We start from the raw sequence: 21,468 nt of genomic DNA on the forward strand, positions 1-21,468 counted from the left end.
GTAGGCGTGAATGGATTGCCCCCATGATCACGTGGGGCCTTGGGGGAATCCAATCAAGCCACTTGATGGTAGTGATTATCAATAACAATCATCAGATTTCCGCGTTGCCCTTCACGACCCGCCACTAACCTGCTGATGACAACGTGATTCTGGCATGCCAAGCGCTGTGACGAGCTCGTGGGGGTCGGTTACACTGTGCGGCGATTCGGTGGTCCGCCGCGCCCTGCCTGCGCCGGTGCGCGGCGGCATCGCTCACGACATCCTCTTCCATTCTCTGTCGACGGAATCTCCTGGCACCCGATGTCCACTTCTCTGCTGCTGATGCCCGCCATGTCTGCGACTCGCCTGCTCACTCCCGGTCTTGTCATTCGCGAGGGGGAATCGGCATGAACTGGCTATCGCACAATCCCTACTTCACCTATCTGCACCGCCAGCGCCTGCATATCCTGCGGGTCACCGTCGCCCTGACGCTCTGTTTCAGCATCATCGAGCTGTTCGATCTGCCGCACAGCTCCTGGGCACTGGTCAGCACCGTGATGGTGATGGGCAATCTGCCCCACGTCGGCGGCGTGCTCGACAAGGGCTCGCAGCGCCTGCTCGGCACGCTGCTGGGGGGACTCTGGGGGCTGATCCTGATACTGGTCGCGGACCCGCTGCCCGGCGTGGTGCCCATCTGGAGCATGGTCGGCATCGCGCTGGCGCTCAATGCCACCTTCAGCAATCGCTATGGCTACAGCTCGCTGCTGTTCTGCGTCACCCTGCTGATGGTGGTGGGCGATGGCAATCATGATCTCGGTATCGCCCTGTGGCGCGTCTTCAACGTGGTACTGGGCACCTTGATCAGTATCGTGGTCAGCCTGGTCCTGCTGCCCCAGAAGGCGACGGATGTCTTCCGCTTCCTGCTGGCCGACAACCTCGACAAGCTGGCGCGGCTCTACCACAACCACACCAATGCAGAGCGTTCCAGCATCGAGGAAACGCTCAATCTGGTGCGCGCCACCTCCGCCCAGCTGGTCAAGCAGCGTGGACTGGTAGATGCCGTGGTGCGTGAGGGCCGGATCCAGCGCGGTGATATCGAGGAGATCCTGTCGTTCGAGCGGCGCATGATCTCGACCATCGAGCTGCTGCAGGAAACCCACTGGAACACGCGAGAAGGTCATGAGTTCATCGAAGGACTCGAGGGCCTGCGCGATGCCCAGCACCGACTGGCTCGTGCCCTCGGCACGCTGGCCTTCCAGGTGCGTACCGGCCAGCACATCGAGCTGACGGTGACCCCGTTCGACCTGCAGCGCTACGCCGAGGTACGCAATGTCGAGAGCCGCAAAGGACGCGCCCTGTTCAGCCCGGCAGGCTATCTGTGGCTGAATCGTGAACTCGCGCGCCTGACGGAAGCCCTGGGGGAGCGGCTGTCCCTGCTGGAACGTCTGCCCAGCGAGCGCCTGCAACGGCGCCTGCCGGGCCATGGCCTGATCAGTGATGCCCGCCGGATCTTCCTGCCGGAGGACCCGACCCCGGGCGAGACAGCCGTCCCCAAGGACTCTGACAGCGACGGCACGCCCCCGACACCCGAGGCGAAGTCACCTGACACCCGGGATGACGCCCATTCCCGCTCGCCCGCCGCCGCACCCGGTGACACGCCAAGGAAAGACGCATGAGCACAGCGCATGACATCACTGCCACCAGTGACCACGATGTTCTGATCGTGGGCGGCGGTGCGGCCGGCCTGACCCTTGCGCTCAGCCTGGCCAACCAGCCGTCATCCGCGTCGCGCTCGCGCCGCGTGACGCTGCTGCGTCCGGCGCGGGAGGCCCAGGGCGCCAGCCGCTGGGCTCAGGGCGGCATCGCGGCGGTACTGGCCCCGGAGGATGACGTGGAATCGCATGTCGCCGATACGCTGATCGCGGGGGACGGCCTGTGCAACGAGCGAGCGGTGCGCTTTACCGTCGGACATTCCCGCGAGGCCATCGAGTGGTTGATCGGGCTTGGCGTCCCCTTCACGCCAGCCGAAGCCGATGCCAGCTATCCCTATCACCTCACCCGGGAAGGCGGCCACGGCCGGCGACGCATCATCCATGCGGCCGACGCCACGGGGCGGGCGCTGCTGGATACGCTCAGTCAGCATGTCGAGTCACATCCTGCCATCGAGGTGCTCGATGACCTGCTCGCCGTGGACATCGAGGTGAAGGGGGCTCAGGTCGCGGGACTGCGGGTCATCGATGGCACCGGCCAGCAACGCTTGCTGACGGTGCGCGATCTGGTATTGGCCACGGGAGGTGCCAGCGGCCTGTTTGCGCATGCCACCAGCCCCAGCGCCAGCGTCGGGGATGGCATGGCGATGGCCGTGCGTGCCGGTGCCAGCCTGATGAATCTGGAGTTCCAGCAGTTTCACCCCACCTGTCTGTACGACCCGGCCGGAACGCCGTTCCTGATCTCGGAAGCCGTGCGCGGCGAAGGTGGCCTGTTGAAGCGCCCCGATGGCCATCGCTTCATGCTGGATCACGACCCTCGCCTGGAGCTGGCACCACGCGACGTGGTGGCGCGCGCCATCCTCGCCGAGATGCGCGCTCACGGGCTGGATCACGTCCATCTCGATATCAGTGCGCTGGGATCCGCGGCCATCCATCATCACTTCCCGACCATCCTGGCGCATTGCCGGGAGCGTGGCATCGACATCACCCGAGCCCCGATTCCCGTGGTACCGGCAGCACATTACAGCTGCGGCGGAATCGCCACCGAATTGAATGGCGCGAGTGATCTGGCAGGACTGTGGGCCATCGGCGAAGTGGCCTGTACAGGGCTTCACGGGGCCAACCGCATGGCCAGCAACTCATTGCTGGAATGCCTGGTGCAGGCGCGCGCCTGCGGCGAGGCGCTCACCGAGCGCGAATCGGCGCCCGACACCTGGCCAGTGGCGCAGGCGCTCACAACGAGCATGCTGCCTGAACGAGGACAGCTGCCTCCCCGCCAGCAGGCACTATTGACCCGGCTGAAAGACAGGCATGCACTCTGGCAGCACGTGATGTGCCTGGAGAATCGCGAAGCGGATGAGCGGCTCACGGCGTTGCGGCGCCTGATGAGCCTGCAGGCGGGCATCGAGCGTAGCCAGCAGGGACTGGAAGCGGCACTGGATCAGATGGCGGCCTGGCTGGCCTGTGAGCCCCCTCATTCGTCAGAGCGCGCTCATTCCTCTGAACTCTCCCGGCAAGGCAGGCACTCAGGGGCCAGCGCAGGTGTCACTCACCTGGCCCTGTATCAGGCGCTGACTCTGGCGCCGCTGTTGTTGATCAGCGCTCACCAACGTCATGAATCACGTGGGCTCCACTTCGTGCGCGATTACCCCATGCCGGCACCGCGTGCACGTGACAGCGTGATTCACCTCAGATGATCATTGGCGGCGATCAGTCTCGATACGGGCCATCAGCGGCTCGATGGCAGGCGGCTGTCGTGGCATGTCGTGGGCGAGAGGTGGCCACAGCAGCCACAGTCGCAGCCGATGCAGCTGTGCTGGAGGTGCGCTGTCTGGCCATAGCCACAGAGTACGTGAGCGCTCACCGGGGCACGTGAGGCGCAGGCCCACCAGTCGCGGCGAACACCACAGGCGCGTGACGCCGACACGCTGCCAGCCACCGGAGTTCGCGTCCGCCCACCACCAGCAAAGGCGCATCTCGGGGTGCCGCCTGCGCGTCTCGTCGAGTGATGCCGGTGAGCGAGGACTTTCCTCTTCGGCTTCGTCGTGCGCCAGTTCGCCCTCCTCACCTCCCTCACCTGTCTCTGTCTCTGTTTCTGCCTCTGGCATGGCGGCCAGCCCCGAGCGCTCCGCCCCTTCCCCCACGGGCTCCGCCCCGAGCGCCAGCCACCATACCTCCCGATGCCGGTCACGGCGATGCCACCACCACCAGGCTTCCACCCCCTGCAAGACCCCGCCTGTGGCCAGCATGGCCATGACGGCCGAATGGATGTTCAAAGGCGGCATCATGCCCCAGAAAGCACAATGCTCCGCCTCGAAAGGCAGAGCATCATGGGTGCGGCAGGCCCACCAGGCATCCAGGCCGGAAGGTCCTGCCAGGCGAGCGAACAGCCACGTCATCAGCACGAGGCTGCACGCCAGGAGTATCAGGCGCAGAATCGCCTGAGCATGCAGGGCCTGCTCAGAGGCCCTTGAACTGATCGCGTTCGCCATGTTCTGCATTGGCGATCACCATATCGATCAGGCGCTGATAGTCCTCATTGCCACACGGATCCCGCTTCATCAGCCACACGAAGAGATCCTGATCCTCTTCCGCGAGCAGTTCCACGTAGAGGGCCTTGTCCTGCTCACTCAACGCATCGAAGCGCTGCTCGAGAAAAGGCAACAGCAGCAGATCGAGTTCCCACATGCCGCGGCGGGAGTGCCAGTGAAGGCGCTTGCGAATCATCTCATCCATTGCCCGAACCTCAGTCGTCACATCAATGCCGGCAGTATACCCGAGGGGGAGTCTGGCAGCATCCGTTGACCCTTTGCCACGACAGGAATTGGCAATCCATGTCGTGATGGGCAATGATGTTCGTAGTGCGTTGTTTTCTCAGGATTTGCCCATTATGCTGAGGAGATAACAATCACAAGGATGCGGGGGTCCGTCAGACGACAAGAGGTCATCTGACAGCCGCATCACGATCACCCTTCCCGCAAGGGTGCAGGCATGGAGAGATCCGATGACCAAGTCCGAGCTGATCGAACAGATAGCCATGCGACAGCCTGAGTTGTCGCTCAAGGATGTAGAAGCCGCCGTTCGCATCATCCTCGATGATGTCACTGATGCGCTGGCCCACGGGGGGCGCGTGGAGATTCGCGGGTTCGGCAGCTTCTCGCTGCACTACCGTGAGCCGCGTCTGGGACGCAACCCGAAGACCGGAGAGCCCGTCCAGCTGGACGGCAAGTTTGTCCCGCACTTCAAACCGGGCAAGGAACTGCGCGAACAGGTCGATGCCAGCCGCGCGCTCGGCTACTGAGCCCACAAGGCATCGGCCTGGCCTCAGGCCGCACGGCTGACGTCGAGACTCACGGCTTGCCCGGTGATACACTCGCCAGGCGATGATTCACGACTGCATTTCATGACAAGGAAACCGTTATGCGCTGGCTAAAAGGTCTCGTTCTGGCCGTGATCCTGCTGATCGTTCTGCTGGTCGGCATCCTGTTTGCCGTTCACAACCAGCAAACCGTGCCTCTCGACCTCATCTGGCTCGAGCTTCCGGCTGCCTCACTTTCCATGTGGCTACTGTTTTCACTGGCCATCGGCGTCGTGCTCGGCATGATCGCCATGACCGGCATGTATCTGCGCCTGCGCACGCTGTTGACCCGCGCGCAGCGCCGCAACCAGCAGCAACGCAAGGAACTGGACCAGCTGCGCATCCAGGAGATCAAGGAAGTGGCATAAATGCCTGACCTGATACTGCTGGGACTGCTGATGGCCGCCATTGCCATCGGGTTCTGGCTGGGGCGACGTGATCGTCGCCCCACTACGCAAACTCCCGCCCCTGCCACCTTGTCCCGCGACTATTTCGTTGGCCTCAATCATCTGCTCAACGAGCAGCCTGATCGCGCCATCGAAACCTTCGTACAGGCCTTGGAAGTCAACAGCGACACGGTCGATACCCACATCGCGCTGGGTAACCTGTACCGCAGTCGCGGGGAGGTCGACCGCGCCGTCAAGATCCACCAGAATCTGCTGGCACGCCCGGCCCTCGACAGCGAGCAGGGCGAACGCGTTCAGCTGGAACTGGCCCGCGACTTCATGCGCAGCGGTGTCTACGACCGCGCCGAGAAGCTGCTGGAAACCCTTCTCAAGCAGGCCCAGCACGATGACCATCGTCGCGCTGGCCGACGCCTCCTGATCGACCTGCTCGAGCGTGAGCGAGAATGGGAGGCTGCCCTCGAGGTCGCGCACCCCATCCTGCGTCAGGAAGGTGGCATCCGACGCGCCGCCGCCCACTGGCACTGCGAACTGGCGGCCCTCGATATCCTCGAAGGCAGTCAGGCGGTGGCGCGCAAGCGCCTCAAGCAGGCACTCTCCACGGATGAGAAGTGTGTGCGCGCCAACTGGATGCTGGCCGAGATCGAATACGAGCATGCCAACTACAAGCAGAGTATTCGCCTGCTGCAGCGCATTCCGCGTCAGGACACCGGCTTCACTCCCATCATTCTCGAACCGCTCGGCAAGGCATTCCACATGCTGGACGACGAAAGCGGACTGGTGCGCTATCTGCAGCAGGAAGTCGAGCGCGGCCCCTATACCACCACGGTGGTCAGTCTCGCCCAGTTGATCGAGCGCCGGGAAGGAGTCGAGGCCGCCGTCAGCTTCGCCAGCGAGCAATTGCATCGTCACCCCAGCCTGCGGGGTGTCGACTATCTGCTCGACCTGTACCTGCTGGATGCCGATGAGCGCGAGACCCAGCGCTTCAGCCTGCTCAAGCGCCATACCCAGCAGCTGATCGAGGCACGCCCTCGCCATCGCTGCCACCGCTGCGGATTCGAGGCCTCGATGCTGCTGTGGCAATGCCCGAAATGTCGCCACTGGGGTACCGTCAAGCCGATCACCGGACTGGAGGGCGAATGAGCCCCCGCGTTCCGTGACTCGCTCATCTGGACCAGCCCGTCAGTTCAAGCCCGTCAGACCAAGCACGTCAGACCAAGTGCGCCCGAGCAGAAGGCAAGACGCCCCCGCCGCTTTCGCGACGGGGGCGTCTCGTCATTCCAGGGCCTGAAAGCCCTCGACTCTCTGGCTTGTCAGGCGACGCGAGGCCCACGCAGACGCGGTGACAGCGTCTCTCCTGCCCCGCAGGCCAGCACGATGGCCCCCAGGAAATACGGCCAGTCCTCTAGACTCAGGGCCGCCACGCCAAGCGCATCGATGAAGATCGCCACGATGCAGATCGGGCTGACATAGCGAATCATGAACAGCCAGATACGGTAGCCTCCCTCACTCAGATCCAGCTCATCGCGCAACATGCTGCTCTTGAAGACGAAGCCGGCCAGCAGCGCCATGGCGATGCCACCGATCGGCATCATCCAGCGCGAGGTCAGGTAATCCAGCCAGTCGAAGAAGTGCTTGCCGGCCAGGGTCCAGTCCGCGCCCAGATTGAAGGACAGCATCGCGAACATCGCGACCAGCCACAACACGCTTCCGGCTAGCCACGATGCCTTGGTGCGACTCATGTTGCGGTTCTCGCACAGCCAGGCGACGGTGGCTTCGATCATCGAGATCGCGGACGTCAAGGCGGCAATGGAGAGCATGGCGAAGAACAGTACCCCGAACAGCTGACCGAAGGGCATCTGGTTGAAGGCCACCGGTAGGCTCATGAAGATCAGCCCCGGACCGGAGGACGGGTCCATGCCATTGGCGAAGATGATCGGGAAGATCGCGAGTCCCGCCATCAGCGCCACCAGCGTATCGGCGATCGCGACCGTGAAGGTGGTGCGAGCGATGGAGGTCCCTGACGGCAGATAGGAGCCATAGGTCAGGATGGCGCCGGAGGCCAGCGACAGGGTGAAGAAGGCATGCCCCAGCGCGGCCAGCACGCCCTCACTGCTCAATCGGGAGACATCGAAGTCGAACAGGAAGTGGAAGCCTGCCGAGAAGTTGCCGGAGGTCAGGGCGTAGCCGATCATGATCAACAGCATGATCACCATGCCCGGCATCATCCAGCGCACGCTCTTCTCGACCCCCTCCTGCACGCCACGCCCGACGATCAGCATCGTCACTACCGTCACCAGCGTCGCCCAGCCACCCAGTGCCCAGGGATTGGCGTTGCCAGCCTCGAAGATACCGCCCAGCTCAGCGACGCCATGTCCGGACAGCGACCCGCTGGCCATCTTCCACAGGTAGCTGAAGGACCACCCCGCGACCACGACATAGAACGACAGGATCATGAAGCCGGCCAGCATCGCCATCCAACCGAAGACCTTCCACAGCGGGCTGGCCCCCGCTTCCCGGGCCAGGTTGGCGATCGCCTCGATGGGGCTGCCGCGACCACGACGCCCGAAGGCGATCTCCGCCATCATCACGGGCACGCCCACGGCGAGAATGCAGGCCAGATACACCAGCACGAAGGCGCCTCCGCCATATTCACCGGTGATATAGGGAAACTTCCAGATATTGCCCAGCCCTACCGCGGAACCGGTAGCTGCAAGGATGAACCCCCAGCGACTGATCCAGAGATTCTTGGGTTGCTGTCTTGCCGTCATGGAATACCTTACGAGTTATTGTTGTGAGCCAGTGGTGATCGACGCAACGCCTTGCCGTCTCGGGTGCTCACGCAGACCATTTTACTGATAAGAAGGATGTTCGTCCGCGATTCCTGTGGAAAATCCCCACACGCACCTCGCAAAACGTCTGCGATAGCGCCATTACCAAGCGACGCCATTCACTCTACATCAGCCACTGCTAATTGGTAACATTTGAAACGACCATCAGAGCAGGCGCTTGGCAAGGGAAATCCCTGTCGGGCGAGGTTCGGTGCGGAAGCCGACATCGACGAGTCACTGGAGTAAGCTCATCCATGAGCGCACCTGAAAGCGCTAGCGGCAGAGCCTCGGAATTCGCTGAGCTGACAGGTCTCTCGCCCTCTCAAGCAGCGCAGACAAGGAGTCGTCATGCATCGTCAATTCGCGGTGATCGGACTGGGGTATTTCGGCAGTACCGTCGCGCGGGAGCTCAGGCGCCACGACCATGAAGTGCTCGGCGTGGATCTCGATGAGAAACGTCTCAATGCCATGGCGGACCTGCTCAATCAGGCCGTCATTGCCGACCCGACCGATGAGCATGCCCTGCGTGAGCTTGGCCTCGAACAGTTCGACGCCGTGTTGATCGATCTGGCCGACTCGATGGAGCAGAGCCTGATCTGCGCGCTGCTGGCCAAGGAACTCGGTGCCAGGGAACTGTGGGTCAAGGCGACCTCGGATGCGCATCACAAGCTGCTCAGCCGTCTGGGCGTGGATCACATCGTGCACCCGGAGTACGACCTGGGCGTGCGGGTGGCGGAAAGCCTCGCCTATCACGCCATGGTCGACTTCATCCACCTGGGCGATCACCAGTTCGTGGTCGAGCTGGAGGTCAGCGAGCGTCTGTGCGATGACTGCCAACAGCTCGATCAGCTCCCCATCGATGAGGACATCAGCGTGATCGCCTTGCGCAAGGGCGCGACACTCGATCGCAAGCCTTCCGGCAGTACGCAGTTGTCCGCTGGCGATCATCTGGTACTGATCGGCGAACTGAGCGCGCTGCGCAAGCTGGGGGCGCATCTGTGAGGCAGCGCTACCGACGCTATCTTCGCCCCCTGACCCGTGGCCCACGCGGACCCATCATCCACCTGTCGCCTCCGGAGATCCTGCTGGGCGGCTTTCTGGGACTCAGCATGCTGGGGGCCTGCCTGCTGAAACTGCCAGGCATGCATCAGGAGGGCCTCAGCTGGCTGTCGGCACTGTTTACCGCCACCTCGGCGGTGACCGTCACCGGGCTTTCCGTCACCCCGCTCAGCGAGTTCACCTTCGCCGGGCAGGCCGTCGTGCTGGTATTGATCCAGCTTGGCGGGCTCGGTTTCATGACCATCGCCGCCCTGTCACTAGTGATGCTGGGGCAACGACTGCCGATGCATCAGACCAGCCTGCTGCGTGAAGCGCTCAACCGCAGCAGCTCACGCGAGATCGGCCGACTGCTCAGGGTCATCACCGCCTTTGCGGTGACACTTGAACTGGGCGGCGCTCTGCTGCTGGCGCTCGAATGGGTGCCACGCCATGGTTGGGGACGCGGCATGTGGCTGAGCCTCTTCCACTCGGTCTCGGCCTTCAACAATGCCGGCTTCACCCTGTGGCCGGACAGCCTGTTGCGCGAATCCCGCAACCCGCTGGTCGCAAGCGTCATCAGCCTGCTCTTCATGACGGGTGGCATCGGCTTTGCCGTGATCGGCGAACTGCGCGAGCGCAGGCGTGAGCATGGGTGGCGCGTGCTGCTGCACCCCTCACGCTTCTCCGTACAGACACGCCTGGTGCTGGAAGCCACCATCGCACTCAACCTGTTGAGCCTGGTGGTGATACTGGCGCTTGAATGGGGCAACCCCGATACCCTGGCAGGCATGCGTGATCATGGCGAACGCTTCATCTCGGCAGCCTTCATGGCAGTGACGCCCCGTACCGCCGGCTTCAGCATGTTCGATACCTCCGCGATGACACAGGCCTCGACCCTCTGGACCATGGCGATGATGTTCATCGGTGGCGGGAGTGGCTCGACGGCCAGTGGCATCAAGATCACCACCTTCGTGGTGCTGCTGCTGACCACTCGCGCCTTCCTGCGCCAGAGACACTCACCGACCCTGCATGGCCGCCGTATCGGAGACGAGACTGTCTTCAAGGCCATCGCCGTGGCCTTGGCCGGCATGCTGTTGATCTTCAGCATGCTGTTCGGGCTGACCATCACCGACCCCGACCACGACTTCCGGTCGTTGGCCTTCGAGACGGTCTCGGCGTTCGGCACCGTGGGACTGAGCCTGGGGGTGACGCCGGAGCTTTCCGCTCCCGGACAGTGGTTGATCATCATCACCATGCTGCTGGGACGCACCGGCCCGCTGGCACTGGGTTACCTGCTGGCGACCCGCAGCCGTCCCGGCGTCAGCTATGCACGCACCGAACTCTCCATCGGCTAGGCAGCACGACTTGTCTGACGCACTTTCTCTCCCCCTGAACGACGAAAGCCCCGATGCAGGGCATCGGGGCTTTTCACTCGAACGACAGGAGCGGCGAAGCTGTCAATGGCTCAACGGCAACGGCTTCGACCAGCGACCTCAGTGATCATCGTCATCATGATGATCATCGTGGTCGTCATGCTCCTCAAGGCGCTGATGGGTATGGCCTTCGCCATCGTACTCATCCACCCGAGCCTTGAGTTTCTGGCCAGGACGGAAGGTCACCACGCGACGCGCGGAGATCGGAATCTCCTCGCCTGTCTTGGGATTGCGCCCCGGACGCTCGCGTTTGTCACGCAGATCGAAGTTGCCGAAACCGGACAGCTTCACCTGTTCGTTCTCACGCAGGCAGCCACGAATCTCATCGAAGAAGACTTCGACCATCGACTTGGCTTCGCGCTTGGACATGCCAAGCTCTGCATGGAGATGCTCGGCGAGTTCCGCCTTGGTCAACGCTCCCATGTCCGCTCCCTCGTTCAAGTGGCGACTCATGCTCTCAGCGCCGCCCCGAAACGTGTGTGGCCATCGGCGACGATCGCATCGACTAACTGATTGATTTCCTCATCATTCAGCGTGCGCGAAGGATGCTGCCAGGTCAAGCCCAGAGCGAGCGACTTGTGACCATCGGCTACCCCCTGGCCCTGATAGACGTCAAACAGGCGCAGATCCGTCAGCCATTCCCCGGCTTGCGAGCGGATGGCGTCGAGCAGCGACTGCACGTGCACGCCCTCTTCGACCACGAAGGCCAGGTCACGACGCACTTCCGGATACCTGGAGAGCGGTGCAAAGCGCGGCAGACGGCCCGCACAAGCAGCGGCCAGCGTGATCTCGAACACGAACACCTCGACCTTCAGGCCGAGTTCGGCACGCGCCGCCGGGTGCAAAGCCCCCATCCAGCCTGCCGGCTCGCCGTTGTAGAACAGCTGAGCGGACTGACCCGGATGAAGCGCCGGATGCTCGGCAGCCTCGAAACGCCAGGCATCCAGGTTGCCGCCCAGTGCCAGCAGTGCCTCGACATCGCCCTTGAGATCGAAGAAGTCGACCTTGTCACGACCGCCATTCCAGCCTTCCGGCAGACGTGCCCCGGTGATCAGGCCACCGATCATCGGTGTCTGCTCGAGGGAGTCCAGCTCACCACGGAACACAAGCCCGGTCTCGAACAGGCGCACGCGCGACTGCTGACGATTGAGGTTGTGACTCAGTGCCTTGACCAGCCCCGGCAGCAGCGAGCTGCGCATCACGGCCATGTCGCTGGAAATCGGGTTGGCCAGTGCCGGCGCCACCCCGTGCGGGTCCAGCGTCTTCTGCAGCTCAGGGGCGACGAAGCTGTAGCTGATCGCTTCCTGATAGCCCCGCGCCACCAGCTGACGACGCAGACTGGTCAGCGGCTGGGTGGTCTCATTGGCCACGGCCGGTGCCAGGCGCGCGTTCGGGCGGCTGACCGGCAGATTGTTGTAGCCGTGGATGCGCGCCAGCTCCTCGATCAGGTCAGCCTCGATGCTGACATCGAAACGCCAGCTCGGCACCGTCACCTGCCACTGGCTCTCGCCATCGGCCACGACCTGCATGCCCAGACGCTCGAGGATCTCGACGATCTCGGCATCCGGCAATGCCATGCCCAGCGTGCGCTCGACACTGGCGCCGCTCAGGCTGACGACGGCGGCCTTGGGCAGCGCTGCGTCGCTTGCGACCTCGATGATCGGGCCCGGCTTGCCGCCGGTGATCTCGAGCAGCAGAGCCGTCGCCCGCTCGATGGCATCACGCTGCAGCTGCGCGTCCACACCCCGCTCGAAACGATGCGAGCTGTCGGTGTGCAGGCCATAGCTGCGCGCCTTGCCAGCCACGCTCAACGGCGCGAAGAAGGCCGACTCGAAGAAGATGTCGTGCGTCTCGCCGTTCACGCCACTGCCTTCGCCGCCCATCACGCCAGCGATGGCCAGCGGGCCCTTCTCGTCGGCGATGACCAGGGTGTCGTCACGTAGCGCGACTTCCTGACCGTCGAGCAGCGTCAGCGGCTCTTCAGCGGCCGCCATGCGCACCTCGATGCCACCGTTCAGGCGCGCCAGATCGAAGGCGTGCATCGGCTGACCGAGCTCCAGCAGCACGTAGTTGGTGACGTCGACGACGGGGTCGATGCTGCGGATACCACTGCGACGCAGACGCTCCTCCAGCCACAGCGGGGTGGTCGCGGCGACATTGACGTCGCGCACCACACGCCCCAGATAGCGCGGGCAGGCCTGCGGCGCACTGACGGTGACTGGGAAGGTGTCGTCGATCTGGGCCGCGACCGGCTCGATGCTCGGTGCCGTGACGGCAAGACGATTGAGCACACCGACTTCGCGTGCCAGGCCTTTGACGCTCAGGCAGTCACCGCGGTTCGGGGTCAGATCGACCTCGATGGCGTTGTCGTCGAGGTTCAGGAAGTCACGGGCATCACGGCCCACCGGCGCATCCGCGGCCAGCACCATGATGCCGTCGGAGGCTTCCGCCTCCAGACCCAGCTCGGAGGCACCGCAGATCATGCCGCGGGATTCGACACCGCGCAGCTTGGCCTTGCGAATCTTGAAGTCACCCGGAAGCTTCGCGCCGACCTGGGCGAAGAGCACCTTCTGACCGGCGGCGACATTCGGCGCGCCACACACGACCTGCACCAGCTCACCACTGCCATCATCCACCTGACAGACGTTGAGGCGATCAGCCTCCGGATGCGGTTGCTTGTCCTTGACCTCGGCCACGACAACACCGGTGAACTCACCGGCGACGGGCTCGATACCATCGACTTCCAGGCCGGCCATGGTGACCTGATCGGCCAGCTGCTGGGTGTTCAGTTCCGGCGACACCCACTCACGCAGCCACTGTTCGGAAAATTTCATCTTGCTGTCCTGTTCCGTAAGTTCACGCCCTCACGGCGCGATACGTGAATGAGTGCCTAGCTGAACTGGCGAAGGAAACGCAGGTCGTTCTCGAAGAACAACCGCAGGTCATTGACGCCATAACGCAGCATCGCCAGACGCTCCGCGCCCATGCCGAAGGCGAAGCCGCGGAAGCGTTCGCTATCGATACCGGAGTGACGGAAGACTTCCGGATGCACCATGCCGCAGCCCATCACCTCGAGCCAGCCGGTGTGGGAGCAGACACGACAGCCGTCACCGGCACACATCACGCACTGGATGTCGACTTCGGCAGACGGCTCGGTGAACGGGAAGTAGGACGGACGGAAACGGACTTCCAGATCATCGCGCTCGAAGAAGGCATGCAGGAACTCTTCGACGGTGCCCTTGAGGTCAGCGAAGCTGACGTTCTCATCTACCAGCAGACCCTCGACCTGATGGAACATAGGGGTATGGGTCAGGTCAGAGTCGCAGCGATAGACACGCCCCGGGCAGACGATGCGCAGCGGCGGTTCACTGGCCTTCATGCTGCGCACCTGCACCGGCGAGGTATGCGTACGCAGCAGACGCGTGGCGTCGAAGTAGAACGTATCGTGCATCGCACGCGCCGGGTGATGCGACGGGATGTTCAGCGCTTCGAAGTTGTGGTGGTCATCTTCGATCTCCGGGCCTTCGGCAACCCCGTAGCCGATGTGCGCGAAGAAGCTCTCGATGCGCTCAAGCGTGCGCGTCACCGGGTGCAGGCCACCCACTGGCTCGCCGCGTCCCGGCAGGGTCACATCGACGCGTTCAGCAGCCAGTCGTGCATTGAGCGCTGCCGTTTCCAGCGCGGTACGACGCGCTTCCAGCTCGCCGTTCAGCAGCTGCTTGGCTTCGTTGATGGTCTCACCGGCCTTGGGACGCTCTTCGGGGGACAGTTTGCCCAACCCCTTGAGCAGCGCGGTGATCTCGCCCTTCTTGCCCAGAAAGCGTACCCGCACCTCATCGAGGGTCTGGACGTCTCCGGCCGCCTGGATCGCGGTGCGTGCTTCGTCCACCAGGGTGGAAAGATGTTCCATCCGTTCAGCTCCGATCGCTTGAGTCATCGACGTGGTAGAGCCCACGTCAATGGAAGTCGCGCCGACCCGAGGGTCGGCAGGGAGAACGCTCCGTCCGCGGTGAGTCACACAGACGGTCGCGCCCTTGCCAGAGACCGGCCCACAACGCGGCCAGCCTCATTCATGTTCACGCTGGCACCTCTCCCGAAATCCGAGGGAGACACCAAACAAAAACAGGGGAAGAGCGGCTGCTCTTCCCCTGTGACGTAACACGTCATCTCGATGCCACCTGAGCTGTCCAATGCAAGCATTCGACAGTCGCGCCTCGACTCACCACTCGCGTGGCTGGCCGGTGCCGGGCGACATCTGATCCGGTCACTTACTGAGCAGCCTTGGCCTTCTCGACGATGGCAGCAAAGGCAGCTTTTTCGTGAACCGCGATATCGGCGAGGACCTTGCGGTCGATCTCGATATTGGCCTTCTTCAGGCCAGCGATGAAGCGGCTGTAAGACATGCCATTGATGCGGGCCGCAGCGTTGATACGCGCGATCCACAGGGCACGGAACTGACGCTTGCGGACACGACGGTCACGGTAAGCGTACTGGCCGGCCTTGATGACAGCCTGCTTGGCTACGCGGAAGACGCGTGAACGCGCTCCGTAGTAACCCTTGGCCTGCTTCATGATCTTCTTGTGACGGCGACGTGCGACGACGCCACGCTTGACGCGGGACATAGCGTACTCCTGATATTAAGAAAGTTGGACCGAGGTAAGGACGGCTTACAGGTTCGGCAGCATGCGCTGGATCAGCGCCTTGTCTGCAGCGTGAACCTGCTTCATGCCACGCAGCTGACGCTTACGCTTGGTCGACTTCTTGGTCAGGATGTGGCTACGGAAGGACTGCTTGTGCTTGAAGCCGTTGGCAGTCTTCTTGAAGCGCTTGGCAGCGCCGCGGTTAGTCTTGATCTTCGGCATGAGTATTAACTCCGCTCGGTTTCTTGAGAAAATCCAAGGCCGACAAAAAGAGCCACGCCCGCAAGCGTGACCCTGATGTGTCCGTTCTACTGCCTGTGGATCACTTCTTTTTCGGCGCGAGAATCATGATCATCTGACGGCCTTCCATCTTCGGGAAGGACTCGACGGTCACGAGTTCACCGAGGTCGCCGGCGATACGTTCCATCAGCTTGCGGCCGATGTCCTGATGCGCCATTTCACGACCACGGAAGCGCAAGGTAACCTTGCCCTTGTCTCCGCCTTCGATGAAGCGAGTCAGGTTACGCAGCTTGACCTGATAATCGCCTTCATCGGTACCAGGACGGAATTTGACTTCCTTGACCTGGATTTGCTTCTGCTTCTTCTTCTGAAGATTCTTCTGTTTCTTCTCATCGAAAAGAAACTTGCCGTAATCCATGATCTTGCAGACGATGGGATCGGCATTGGAAATCTGGACGAGGTCGAGCCCTGCCTCTTCGGCCTTGGTGAGCGCTTCTTTCGTCGGCACTACGCCGACCTGCTCTCCATCTGCGTCGATGAGGCGGACTTCGTCCGCACGAATACGGTCATTGATGGGAGCCCGCTTTTCCTGGGGGCGTCCGCGCTGATTATTCCGCTTGATCGTTGCGTCTCCGTTTGGCTGAAATTCGTTACTGTCAGACCTGTTCTTCCTTCAGGCGTTCCATGAATTCTGAAACTTTCATGGTGCCGAGGTCTTCACCGGAACGGGTTCTGACAGCTACTGCATCAGCTTCCACTTCCTTGTCGCCGACGACGATGAGGTAAGGAACCTTCTGCAGAGTATGCTCACGGATTTTAAAGCCGATCTTCTCGTTCCTCAAGTCTGCTTTGACACGGATGTCATGTTTCTCGAGGCGAGAGACCAGATCCTTGGCATATTCTGCCTGGGAATCCGTGATGTTCATCACGACAATCTGCTCCGGGGCGAGCCAGAAAGGCATCGCGCCAGCGTGGTGCTCGATCAGTATGCCGAGGAAGCGCTCGAAGGAGCCGAGAATCGCACGGTGCAACATGACCGGAGTGCGACGCTCACCGCTTTCATCGACAAACTGGGCACTGAGACGCTCAGGCAGATTGAAGTCGAGCTGTAGCGTACCACATTGCCAGACACGATTCAGGCAATCTCGCAGGGAGAATTCAATCTTTGGTCCATAGAAGGCGCCTTCGCCCGGCTGAAGCTCCCACGGCAGGCCGGTCGCATCCAGTGCCGCCTGCAGGCCAGCCTCGGCCTTGTCCCAGGCTTCCGGCTCACCGATGAACGACTCGGGGCGTGTCGAGAGCTTGAGCTCGACATCCTCGAAGCCGAACTGACGATAGACTTCCAGCGTCAGTCGGATGAAGTCTTCCGCCTCGGACTGCACCTGATCATCGGTACAGAAGATGTGAGCATCGTCCTGAGTGAAACCACGCACACGCATCAGGCCGTGCAGAGAGCCTGAAGGCTCGTTGCGATGACAGGAGCCGAACTCGGCCAGACGCAGCGGCAGGTCGCGGTAGCTCTTGAGCCCCTGATTGAAGACCTGGACGTGGCACGGGCAGTTCATCGGCTTGACGGCGTACTCGCGCTTCTCGGACTCGGTGGTGAACATCAGCTCGTTGTAATGCCCCCAGTGCCCGGACTTCTTCCAGAGCGAAAGATCGACGACCTGAGGGGTCTTGATCTCCTGGTAGCCGTTGGCTCGCTGGATCCGGCGCATGTACTGCTCGAGCACCTGATACATGGTCCAGCCATTCGGGTGCCAGAACACCATGCCCGGTGCCTCTTCCTGCATGTGGAAGAGATCCAGCTTCTTGGCCAGCTTGCGGTGGTCGCGCTTCTCGGCTTCCTCGAGACGCTTGAGGTAGGCCTTGAGCTGCTTCTTGTCCGGCCAGGCGGTGCCATAGATACGCGTCAGCATCGGCTTGGTGGAATCACCACGCCAGTAGGCACCTGCCAGCTTGAGCAGCTGGAAGTGCTTCAGGTGACGCGTGTTCGGCACGTGCGGGCCACGGCACATGTCGGTGTATTCTTCATGGTGATACAGGCGGATGGTATCGCCCTCACCGATGCCTTCGATGATTTCCTGCTTGTACGGCTCTTCACGCTTCTCGAAAGCGGCCATGGCCTCGTCACGCGAGACGTACTCGCGGACCACGTCGTAATCGCTGTCGATCAGCTGCTTCATGCGCTTCTCGATGGACTCGAGGTCTTCCGGCGTCACGGAGCGACCGAAATCGATGTCGTAATAGAAACCGTCATCGATGACCGGACCGATGGCCATCTTGGCATCCGGATAGAGCTGCTTGACGGCATGACCAATCAAGTGGGCGCAGGAGTGACGGATCACGTCCAGGCCTTCGGCATCACGGGCCGTGAGAATGGCGACGTCAGCATCTTCGGTGATCATGTCGGCGGCATCGACTTCGACGCCGTTGATCTTGCCGGCGACACACGCCTTGGCAAGGCCGGGACCGATGGATTCGGCCAGCTGCATCACGGAAATCGGAGTATCGAAGGTACGCTGGCTGCCGTCAGGCAGGGTAACGATAGGCATGAAGGAATCCTTGCATTCAGTGGTGGCCCTTACCAAGGGTCACGTGAAGCGAATTTAGCCGAGCGCCCGGGGCGTCGGCTCGATGGGGTGGTACGGATCATGGACGGAACGGTTGCCGTCCCCGGCCTACGATGCCAGGGGAAGCTGCCGTGATGGCGCAGAGCGCTGACGCGCCGGCCACACATCACGGACGCACGGACCGATGGCCCATGATCGAGACAAGACCTTAGCAGCCCACTCAAATAGCGTAAAGACACACTCATGAGCAGGTACATGATCATGAAGGGGAAACGCAGACGGGGCGCCCGAAGGCGCCCCGTCTGATTCAGCTTACCGCGATGGGCTTACTTGACTTCAGCAAGCTCGACGCGACGGTTTTCAGCACGACCTGCAGCGGTGTCGTTGCTGGCAACCGGCTGCTCTTCACCGTAACCCATGGTTTCCATGCGGTTGGAACCGACACCTTCAGAGGCCAGATACGCCTTGACGGAGTCAGCACGCTTCTGGGAGAGCTGCTTGTTGTAGGAGTCAGAACCCACGGAATCAGTGTGACCTTCGATACGGACACGAACGTTCTCGTTGGACACCAGCTTGGCAGCCACACCGTTCAGCACTTGCTCAGCGCCGGAGGTCAGCTTGGCGGAGTCGAACTCGAAGTTCACGTCGCGCAGCACGAGGTCAGCGACACAGCCCAGGGCGTTGACCTTGGCACCTGCCGGAGTGTTCGGGCACTGGTCCTGGTAGTCCGGCACGCCGTCACCATCGGAATCCAGCGGGCAGCCTTTCGCGTCAACAGTGACGCCGGCCGGGGTACCCGGGCACTGGTCCTTGTAGTCAGCAACGCCGTCACCGTCGGTGTCCAGCGGGCAGCCTTTCGCATCGACTGCGACGCCTGCCGGAGTACCCGGGCATTCGTCACGATCGTTCGGCACGCCATCGCCGTCGTCGTCCATGGACTTCGGAGCGTCGTCAGCACACAGCAGTGCACCGGCAGTCGCGCCGCCCACGGCACCCAGAGAAGCGCCGGTGTCTTCGTCGCTGTCGCCAGAGACGCCGTAACCAATCCCCCCACCGATCAGGCCACCGGCCAGACCGCAGACGAACGGCTGGCTGTACCACGGCTTCTCAGCGGATGAGGACTGGGAAGCAGAGCTTGCACAGCCAGACAGGCCAACAACCAATGCAGACCCCAGAACCAGGCCAGTCGTAGATCTTTTCATGTAAGACTCCTTCTTTACACAGCGCTATTTGTAACGGGGTGTTACGCAGCGGCTCCGAGTATAAGAGCCGAACTCGTTACGGTGAAAGGAATTTTATATACCTCATCCCTTTAGAAGAAAGCACATCTGAGTGCGTCCTTCCAGCTCTGATCGGGTCTGTTTCCCTTGAAAACGGTACCGATCCTCATGCATACGTTGAAGGAAAACAGTGTTTTTTGCAACGTCGAAAAACTTTGACACTACCTGTATCATTTAAGAGACGCTGTAAAAGTCACGATTCATGCACCGTTCAGGTGGTGACGCACCAGTCCCTCGAAGAGCGCGACACCCGGCATGATCAGGTCATCCGGGAAATCATAGCGGGGATGATGGAGTCCCGGGAGCGCTTCACCGGCCCCCAGCGTGAACATGGCGGCATGGCATTCTCGCCCCAGCACTCCGAAATCTTCCGACCAGCGATGTGCCTGATCCAGCTCATGACAGGGCTGCCCCACCTGCGCCGCCACGCGACGAATCACCGCGTTCGCCTCAGCTGAATTCCAGGTCGCCTCAAAGGCATCGCACCAGTCCACCTCGATGCCGAGATGGTCCTCTTCCGCCTCACTGCGGGCCAATGAGACCGCCGCCTCGGCGAGGGCCTTCATCATGTCGTTGCTTTCCGTGCGCAGGGTCGCCATCACCTCGGCATCCCCCGGCGCGGTGCCGAAGGCGACCTCCCCCAGCCGCGCGTGCACCAGAGTGACCATGGCAAGCCCCGTCTCGTCCGCGAACTGCAGCGGCAGTCGAGAGAGTCCCTGCATGATGCGACACATGGCCATGGCGGGACTGCGCCCATTCTCGGGATGGGCTGCGTGGGCGCACAGTCCGGAAAGCCGCACGATCATGCCCCGCGAGGCACAGGTGAAGGCGTCATCACGGACGCTGACCTCTCCCAGCGGCCGCCCCGGCAGATTGTGGCAGGCATAGAGGAAATCCGGCTTGATGGTCTCGAAGGCCTTGGTGCGTACCACCGCACGCGCGCCCTCTCCGGTCTCCTCGGCGGGCTGGAACAGCAATACCACCTCGCCCCTGGCTACCGGGCGCCTGGCCAGACGCTGCGCCACTCCCAGCAGCCACGTCATGTGCCCATCGTGACCACAGAGATGGCCGACATGCTGGTGACAGGATGACCAGTCTCCCCGTGGCACCTCATCGATGGGCAACGCATCGAGCTCACAGCGCAACATGACCCGCGGACCGGGCGCGGCGCCGCGGAAGATGGCCGCCAGACCATGCCCCCCCAATCCCGTGACCACCTCGGCGCCTGCCTCTTCCATCCAGCCGGCGATCAGGGCCGAGGTAGCTTCCTCCTGCCCGGACAGCTCCGGTGCCCGATGCAGCGCATGACGCAGCTCGATCAGTTCAGTTCCCAGCAGCGGGAGCGTATTGTTCATGCCAGCCTCTCAATGGCCTGATACCACCCGAATTCACACGATGCCTTGCGGCTCGTGACCCGCGGGTCCGAAGCGAATGCTCTCCCCGCCCGTGCGCAGCACCCGATGCCGCTATAGCGCCTGACCCAGATCCGTCGGTGCCACGGGCCGTTCACGTCCCAAGTACTCGCGATACCACACCGGCATGCTTTCCAGCACGCATTGCGCTGCCTGCTGAAGAGGCTTGGCCATCTCTTCCTCGACGGCGATGCGCTCCTTGTCCTCTGCCAGCCGCTCACGCGGGCTCAGTGCCTTGCGTGCCGAGTGGGTATGCAGGTGGGACACTCGCCCGTGCAGGGTGCCAAAGGCCCCCAGGACGTCATCCTCTGCCAGCGAGGTATCCAGTATCTCGATCAACACCTTGCAGCGCAGCCCCCCTTCCACGAGGTCCACCTGGCCGGCCTGCATGGCACGGGCAATCGCTTCAAGACTCTCCAGGCAATTGGCGCGTGCACGCGTCAACTCCTCTGCACGCAACGCCTCGCGCTTCCTCACCTCACGGCGCAACTTGAGCGCATACGCCGTCAGACCGGCGATGATGATGAGTGCAATGACGATCAGAATGATGCTGGTACTCAGGGACATGCGA

Annotated in this window: 20 protein-coding genes; 7 read left to right on the forward strand and 13 right to left on the reverse strand. The window is 62.4% G+C overall.

The features are described from left to right. Positions 1–386 precede the first annotated feature (386 nt). Both HXS65_RS05310 and nadB read left to right on the forward strand, forming a co-directional pair. The gene (locus HXS65_RS05310; RefSeq protein ID WP_136938683.1) at positions 387–1,655 is read left to right on the forward strand and encodes an FUSC family protein; all 1,269 of its coding nucleotides are present in this window, start codon (positions 387–389) and stop codon (positions 1,653–1,655) included. Further along, a complete protein-coding gene (nadB, locus tag HXS65_RS05315; protein ID WP_176493403.1) occupies positions 1,652–3,385 on the forward strand; it encodes an L-aspartate oxidase in 1,734 nt (577 codons plus the stop codon). The genes HXS65_RS05310 and nadB overlap by 4 nt, the downstream gene beginning before the upstream one ends. Here the strand turns inward: nadB and HXS65_RS05320 are convergent, their stop codons facing one another. Both HXS65_RS05320 and HXS65_RS05325 read right to left on the reverse strand, forming a co-directional pair. After that, positions 3,386–4,093 carry a hypothetical protein gene (locus tag HXS65_RS05320; RefSeq protein ID WP_176493404.1) on the reverse strand — a complete coding sequence of 236 codons (708 nt, stop codon included), beginning with the start codon at positions 4,091–4,093 and terminating at the stop codon, positions 3,386–3,388. A 55-nt stretch (positions 4,094–4,148) separates the two neighbouring features. Continuing rightward, positions 4,149–4,424, reverse strand: coding sequence for a succinate dehydrogenase assembly factor 2 (locus HXS65_RS05325; RefSeq protein WP_077374619.1), 276 nt, complete (start codon positions 4,422–4,424; stop codon positions 4,149–4,151). A gap of 268 nt (positions 4,425–4,692) precedes the next feature. Here HXS65_RS05325 and HXS65_RS05330 point away from each other — a divergent pair, with 268 nt between their 5' ends. The 3 genes from HXS65_RS05330 (at position 4,693) to lapB (ending at position 6,593) form a co-directional block, all read left to right on the forward strand. Next, the gene (locus HXS65_RS05330; RefSeq protein WP_077374621.1) at positions 4,693–4,989 is read left to right on the forward strand and encodes an integration host factor subunit beta; all 297 of its coding nucleotides are present in this window, start codon (positions 4,693–4,695) and stop codon (positions 4,987–4,989) included. Positions 4,990–5,108: 119 nt separating this feature from the next. Further along, complete coding sequence (locus HXS65_RS05335) at positions 5,109–5,414, forward strand: lipopolysaccharide assembly protein LapA domain-containing protein (protein ID WP_077374623.1); 306 nt, start codon at positions 5,109–5,111, stop codon at positions 5,412–5,414. Next, a complete protein-coding gene (lapB, locus tag HXS65_RS05340; RefSeq protein WP_084208132.1) occupies positions 5,415–6,593 on the forward strand; it encodes a lipopolysaccharide assembly protein LapB in 1,179 nt (392 codons plus the stop codon). Positions 6,594–6,763: 170 nt separating this feature from the next. Here the strand turns inward: lapB and HXS65_RS05345 are convergent, their stop codons facing one another. Then, positions 6,764–8,221 carry a sodium-dependent transporter gene (locus tag HXS65_RS05345; protein ID WP_176493405.1) on the reverse strand — a complete coding sequence of 486 codons (1,458 nt, stop codon included), beginning with the start codon at positions 8,219–8,221 and terminating at the stop codon, positions 6,764–6,766. 408 nt (positions 8,222–8,629) lie between these two features. On the opposite strand from HXS65_RS05345, the gene HXS65_RS05350 reads away from it, so the two are divergent. Both HXS65_RS05350 and HXS65_RS05355 read left to right on the forward strand, forming a co-directional pair. Then, positions 8,630–9,283: a TrkA family potassium uptake protein gene (locus HXS65_RS05350; protein WP_077374629.1), complete on the forward strand. Its 654-nt coding sequence runs from the start codon at positions 8,630–8,632 to the stop codon at positions 9,281–9,283. Continuing rightward, complete coding sequence (locus HXS65_RS05355; protein WP_240704230.1) at positions 9,280–10,674, forward strand: TrkH family potassium uptake protein; 1,395 nt, start codon at positions 9,280–9,282, stop codon at positions 10,672–10,674. The genes HXS65_RS05350 and HXS65_RS05355 overlap by 4 nt, the downstream gene beginning before the upstream one ends. Before the next feature lie 138 nt (positions 10,675–10,812). Here the strand turns inward: HXS65_RS05355 and ihfA are convergent, their stop codons facing one another. From ihfA to HXS65_RS05405, 10 genes are all read right to left on the reverse strand, one after another. After that, positions 10,813–11,175, reverse strand: a complete 363-nt coding sequence (gene ihfA, locus HXS65_RS05360; RefSeq protein ID WP_103751403.1) for an integration host factor subunit alpha — start codon at positions 11,173–11,175, stop codon at positions 10,813–10,815. Positions 11,176–11,201: 26 nt separating this feature from the next. Then, complete coding sequence (gene pheT, locus HXS65_RS05365; protein ID WP_176493406.1) at positions 11,202–13,586, reverse strand: phenylalanine--tRNA ligase subunit beta; 2,385 nt, start codon at positions 13,584–13,586, stop codon at positions 11,202–11,204. A gap of 56 nt (positions 13,587–13,642) precedes the next feature. Next, positions 13,643–14,662: a phenylalanine--tRNA ligase subunit alpha gene (gene pheS, locus HXS65_RS05370; protein WP_176493407.1), complete on the reverse strand. Its 1,020-nt coding sequence runs from the start codon at positions 14,660–14,662 to the stop codon at positions 13,643–13,645. Between the two features lie 358 nt (positions 14,663–15,020). Beyond that, positions 15,021–15,374, reverse strand: coding sequence for a 50S ribosomal protein L20 (gene rplT, locus HXS65_RS05375; protein WP_043335644.1), 354 nt, complete (start codon positions 15,372–15,374; stop codon positions 15,021–15,023). A gap of 45 nt (positions 15,375–15,419) precedes the next feature. Next, on the reverse strand, positions 15,420–15,614 hold the full coding sequence (gene rpmI / locus HXS65_RS05380; RefSeq protein ID WP_043335648.1) for a 50S ribosomal protein L35: 195 nt from the start codon (positions 15,612–15,614) through the stop codon (positions 15,420–15,422). A 100-nt stretch (positions 15,615–15,714) separates the two neighbouring features. Next, the gene (gene infC, locus HXS65_RS05385) at positions 15,715–16,254 is read right to left on the reverse strand and encodes a translation initiation factor IF-3 (protein ID WP_077374638.1); all 540 of its coding nucleotides are present in this window, start codon (positions 16,252–16,254) and stop codon (positions 15,715–15,717) included. 34 nt (positions 16,255–16,288) lie between these two features. Continuing rightward, positions 16,289–18,187, reverse strand: coding sequence for a threonine--tRNA ligase (gene thrS, locus HXS65_RS05390; RefSeq protein ID WP_176493408.1), 1,899 nt, complete (start codon positions 18,185–18,187; stop codon positions 16,289–16,291). 344 nt (positions 18,188–18,531) lie between these two features. Next, entirely contained in the window at positions 18,532–19,407 is an 876-nt protein-coding gene (locus tag HXS65_RS05395) for an OmpA family protein (RefSeq protein ID WP_065392602.1), read from the reverse strand. Between the two features lie 278 nt (positions 19,408–19,685). Further along, entirely contained in the window at positions 19,686–20,840 is a 1,155-nt protein-coding gene (locus HXS65_RS05400) for an amidohydrolase (RefSeq protein WP_084208126.1), read from the reverse strand. 111 nt (positions 20,841–20,951) lie between these two features. Beyond that, complete coding sequence (locus tag HXS65_RS05405) at positions 20,952–21,464, reverse strand: DUF2489 domain-containing protein (RefSeq protein WP_077374644.1); 513 nt, start codon at positions 21,462–21,464, stop codon at positions 20,952–20,954. Positions 21,465–21,468: the final 4 nt, after the last annotated feature.

The organism is Cobetia sp. 5-25-4-2 (assembly GCF_013374075.1).
Lineage (GTDB): Bacteria > Pseudomonadota > Gammaproteobacteria > Pseudomonadales > Halomonadaceae > Cobetia > Cobetia marina.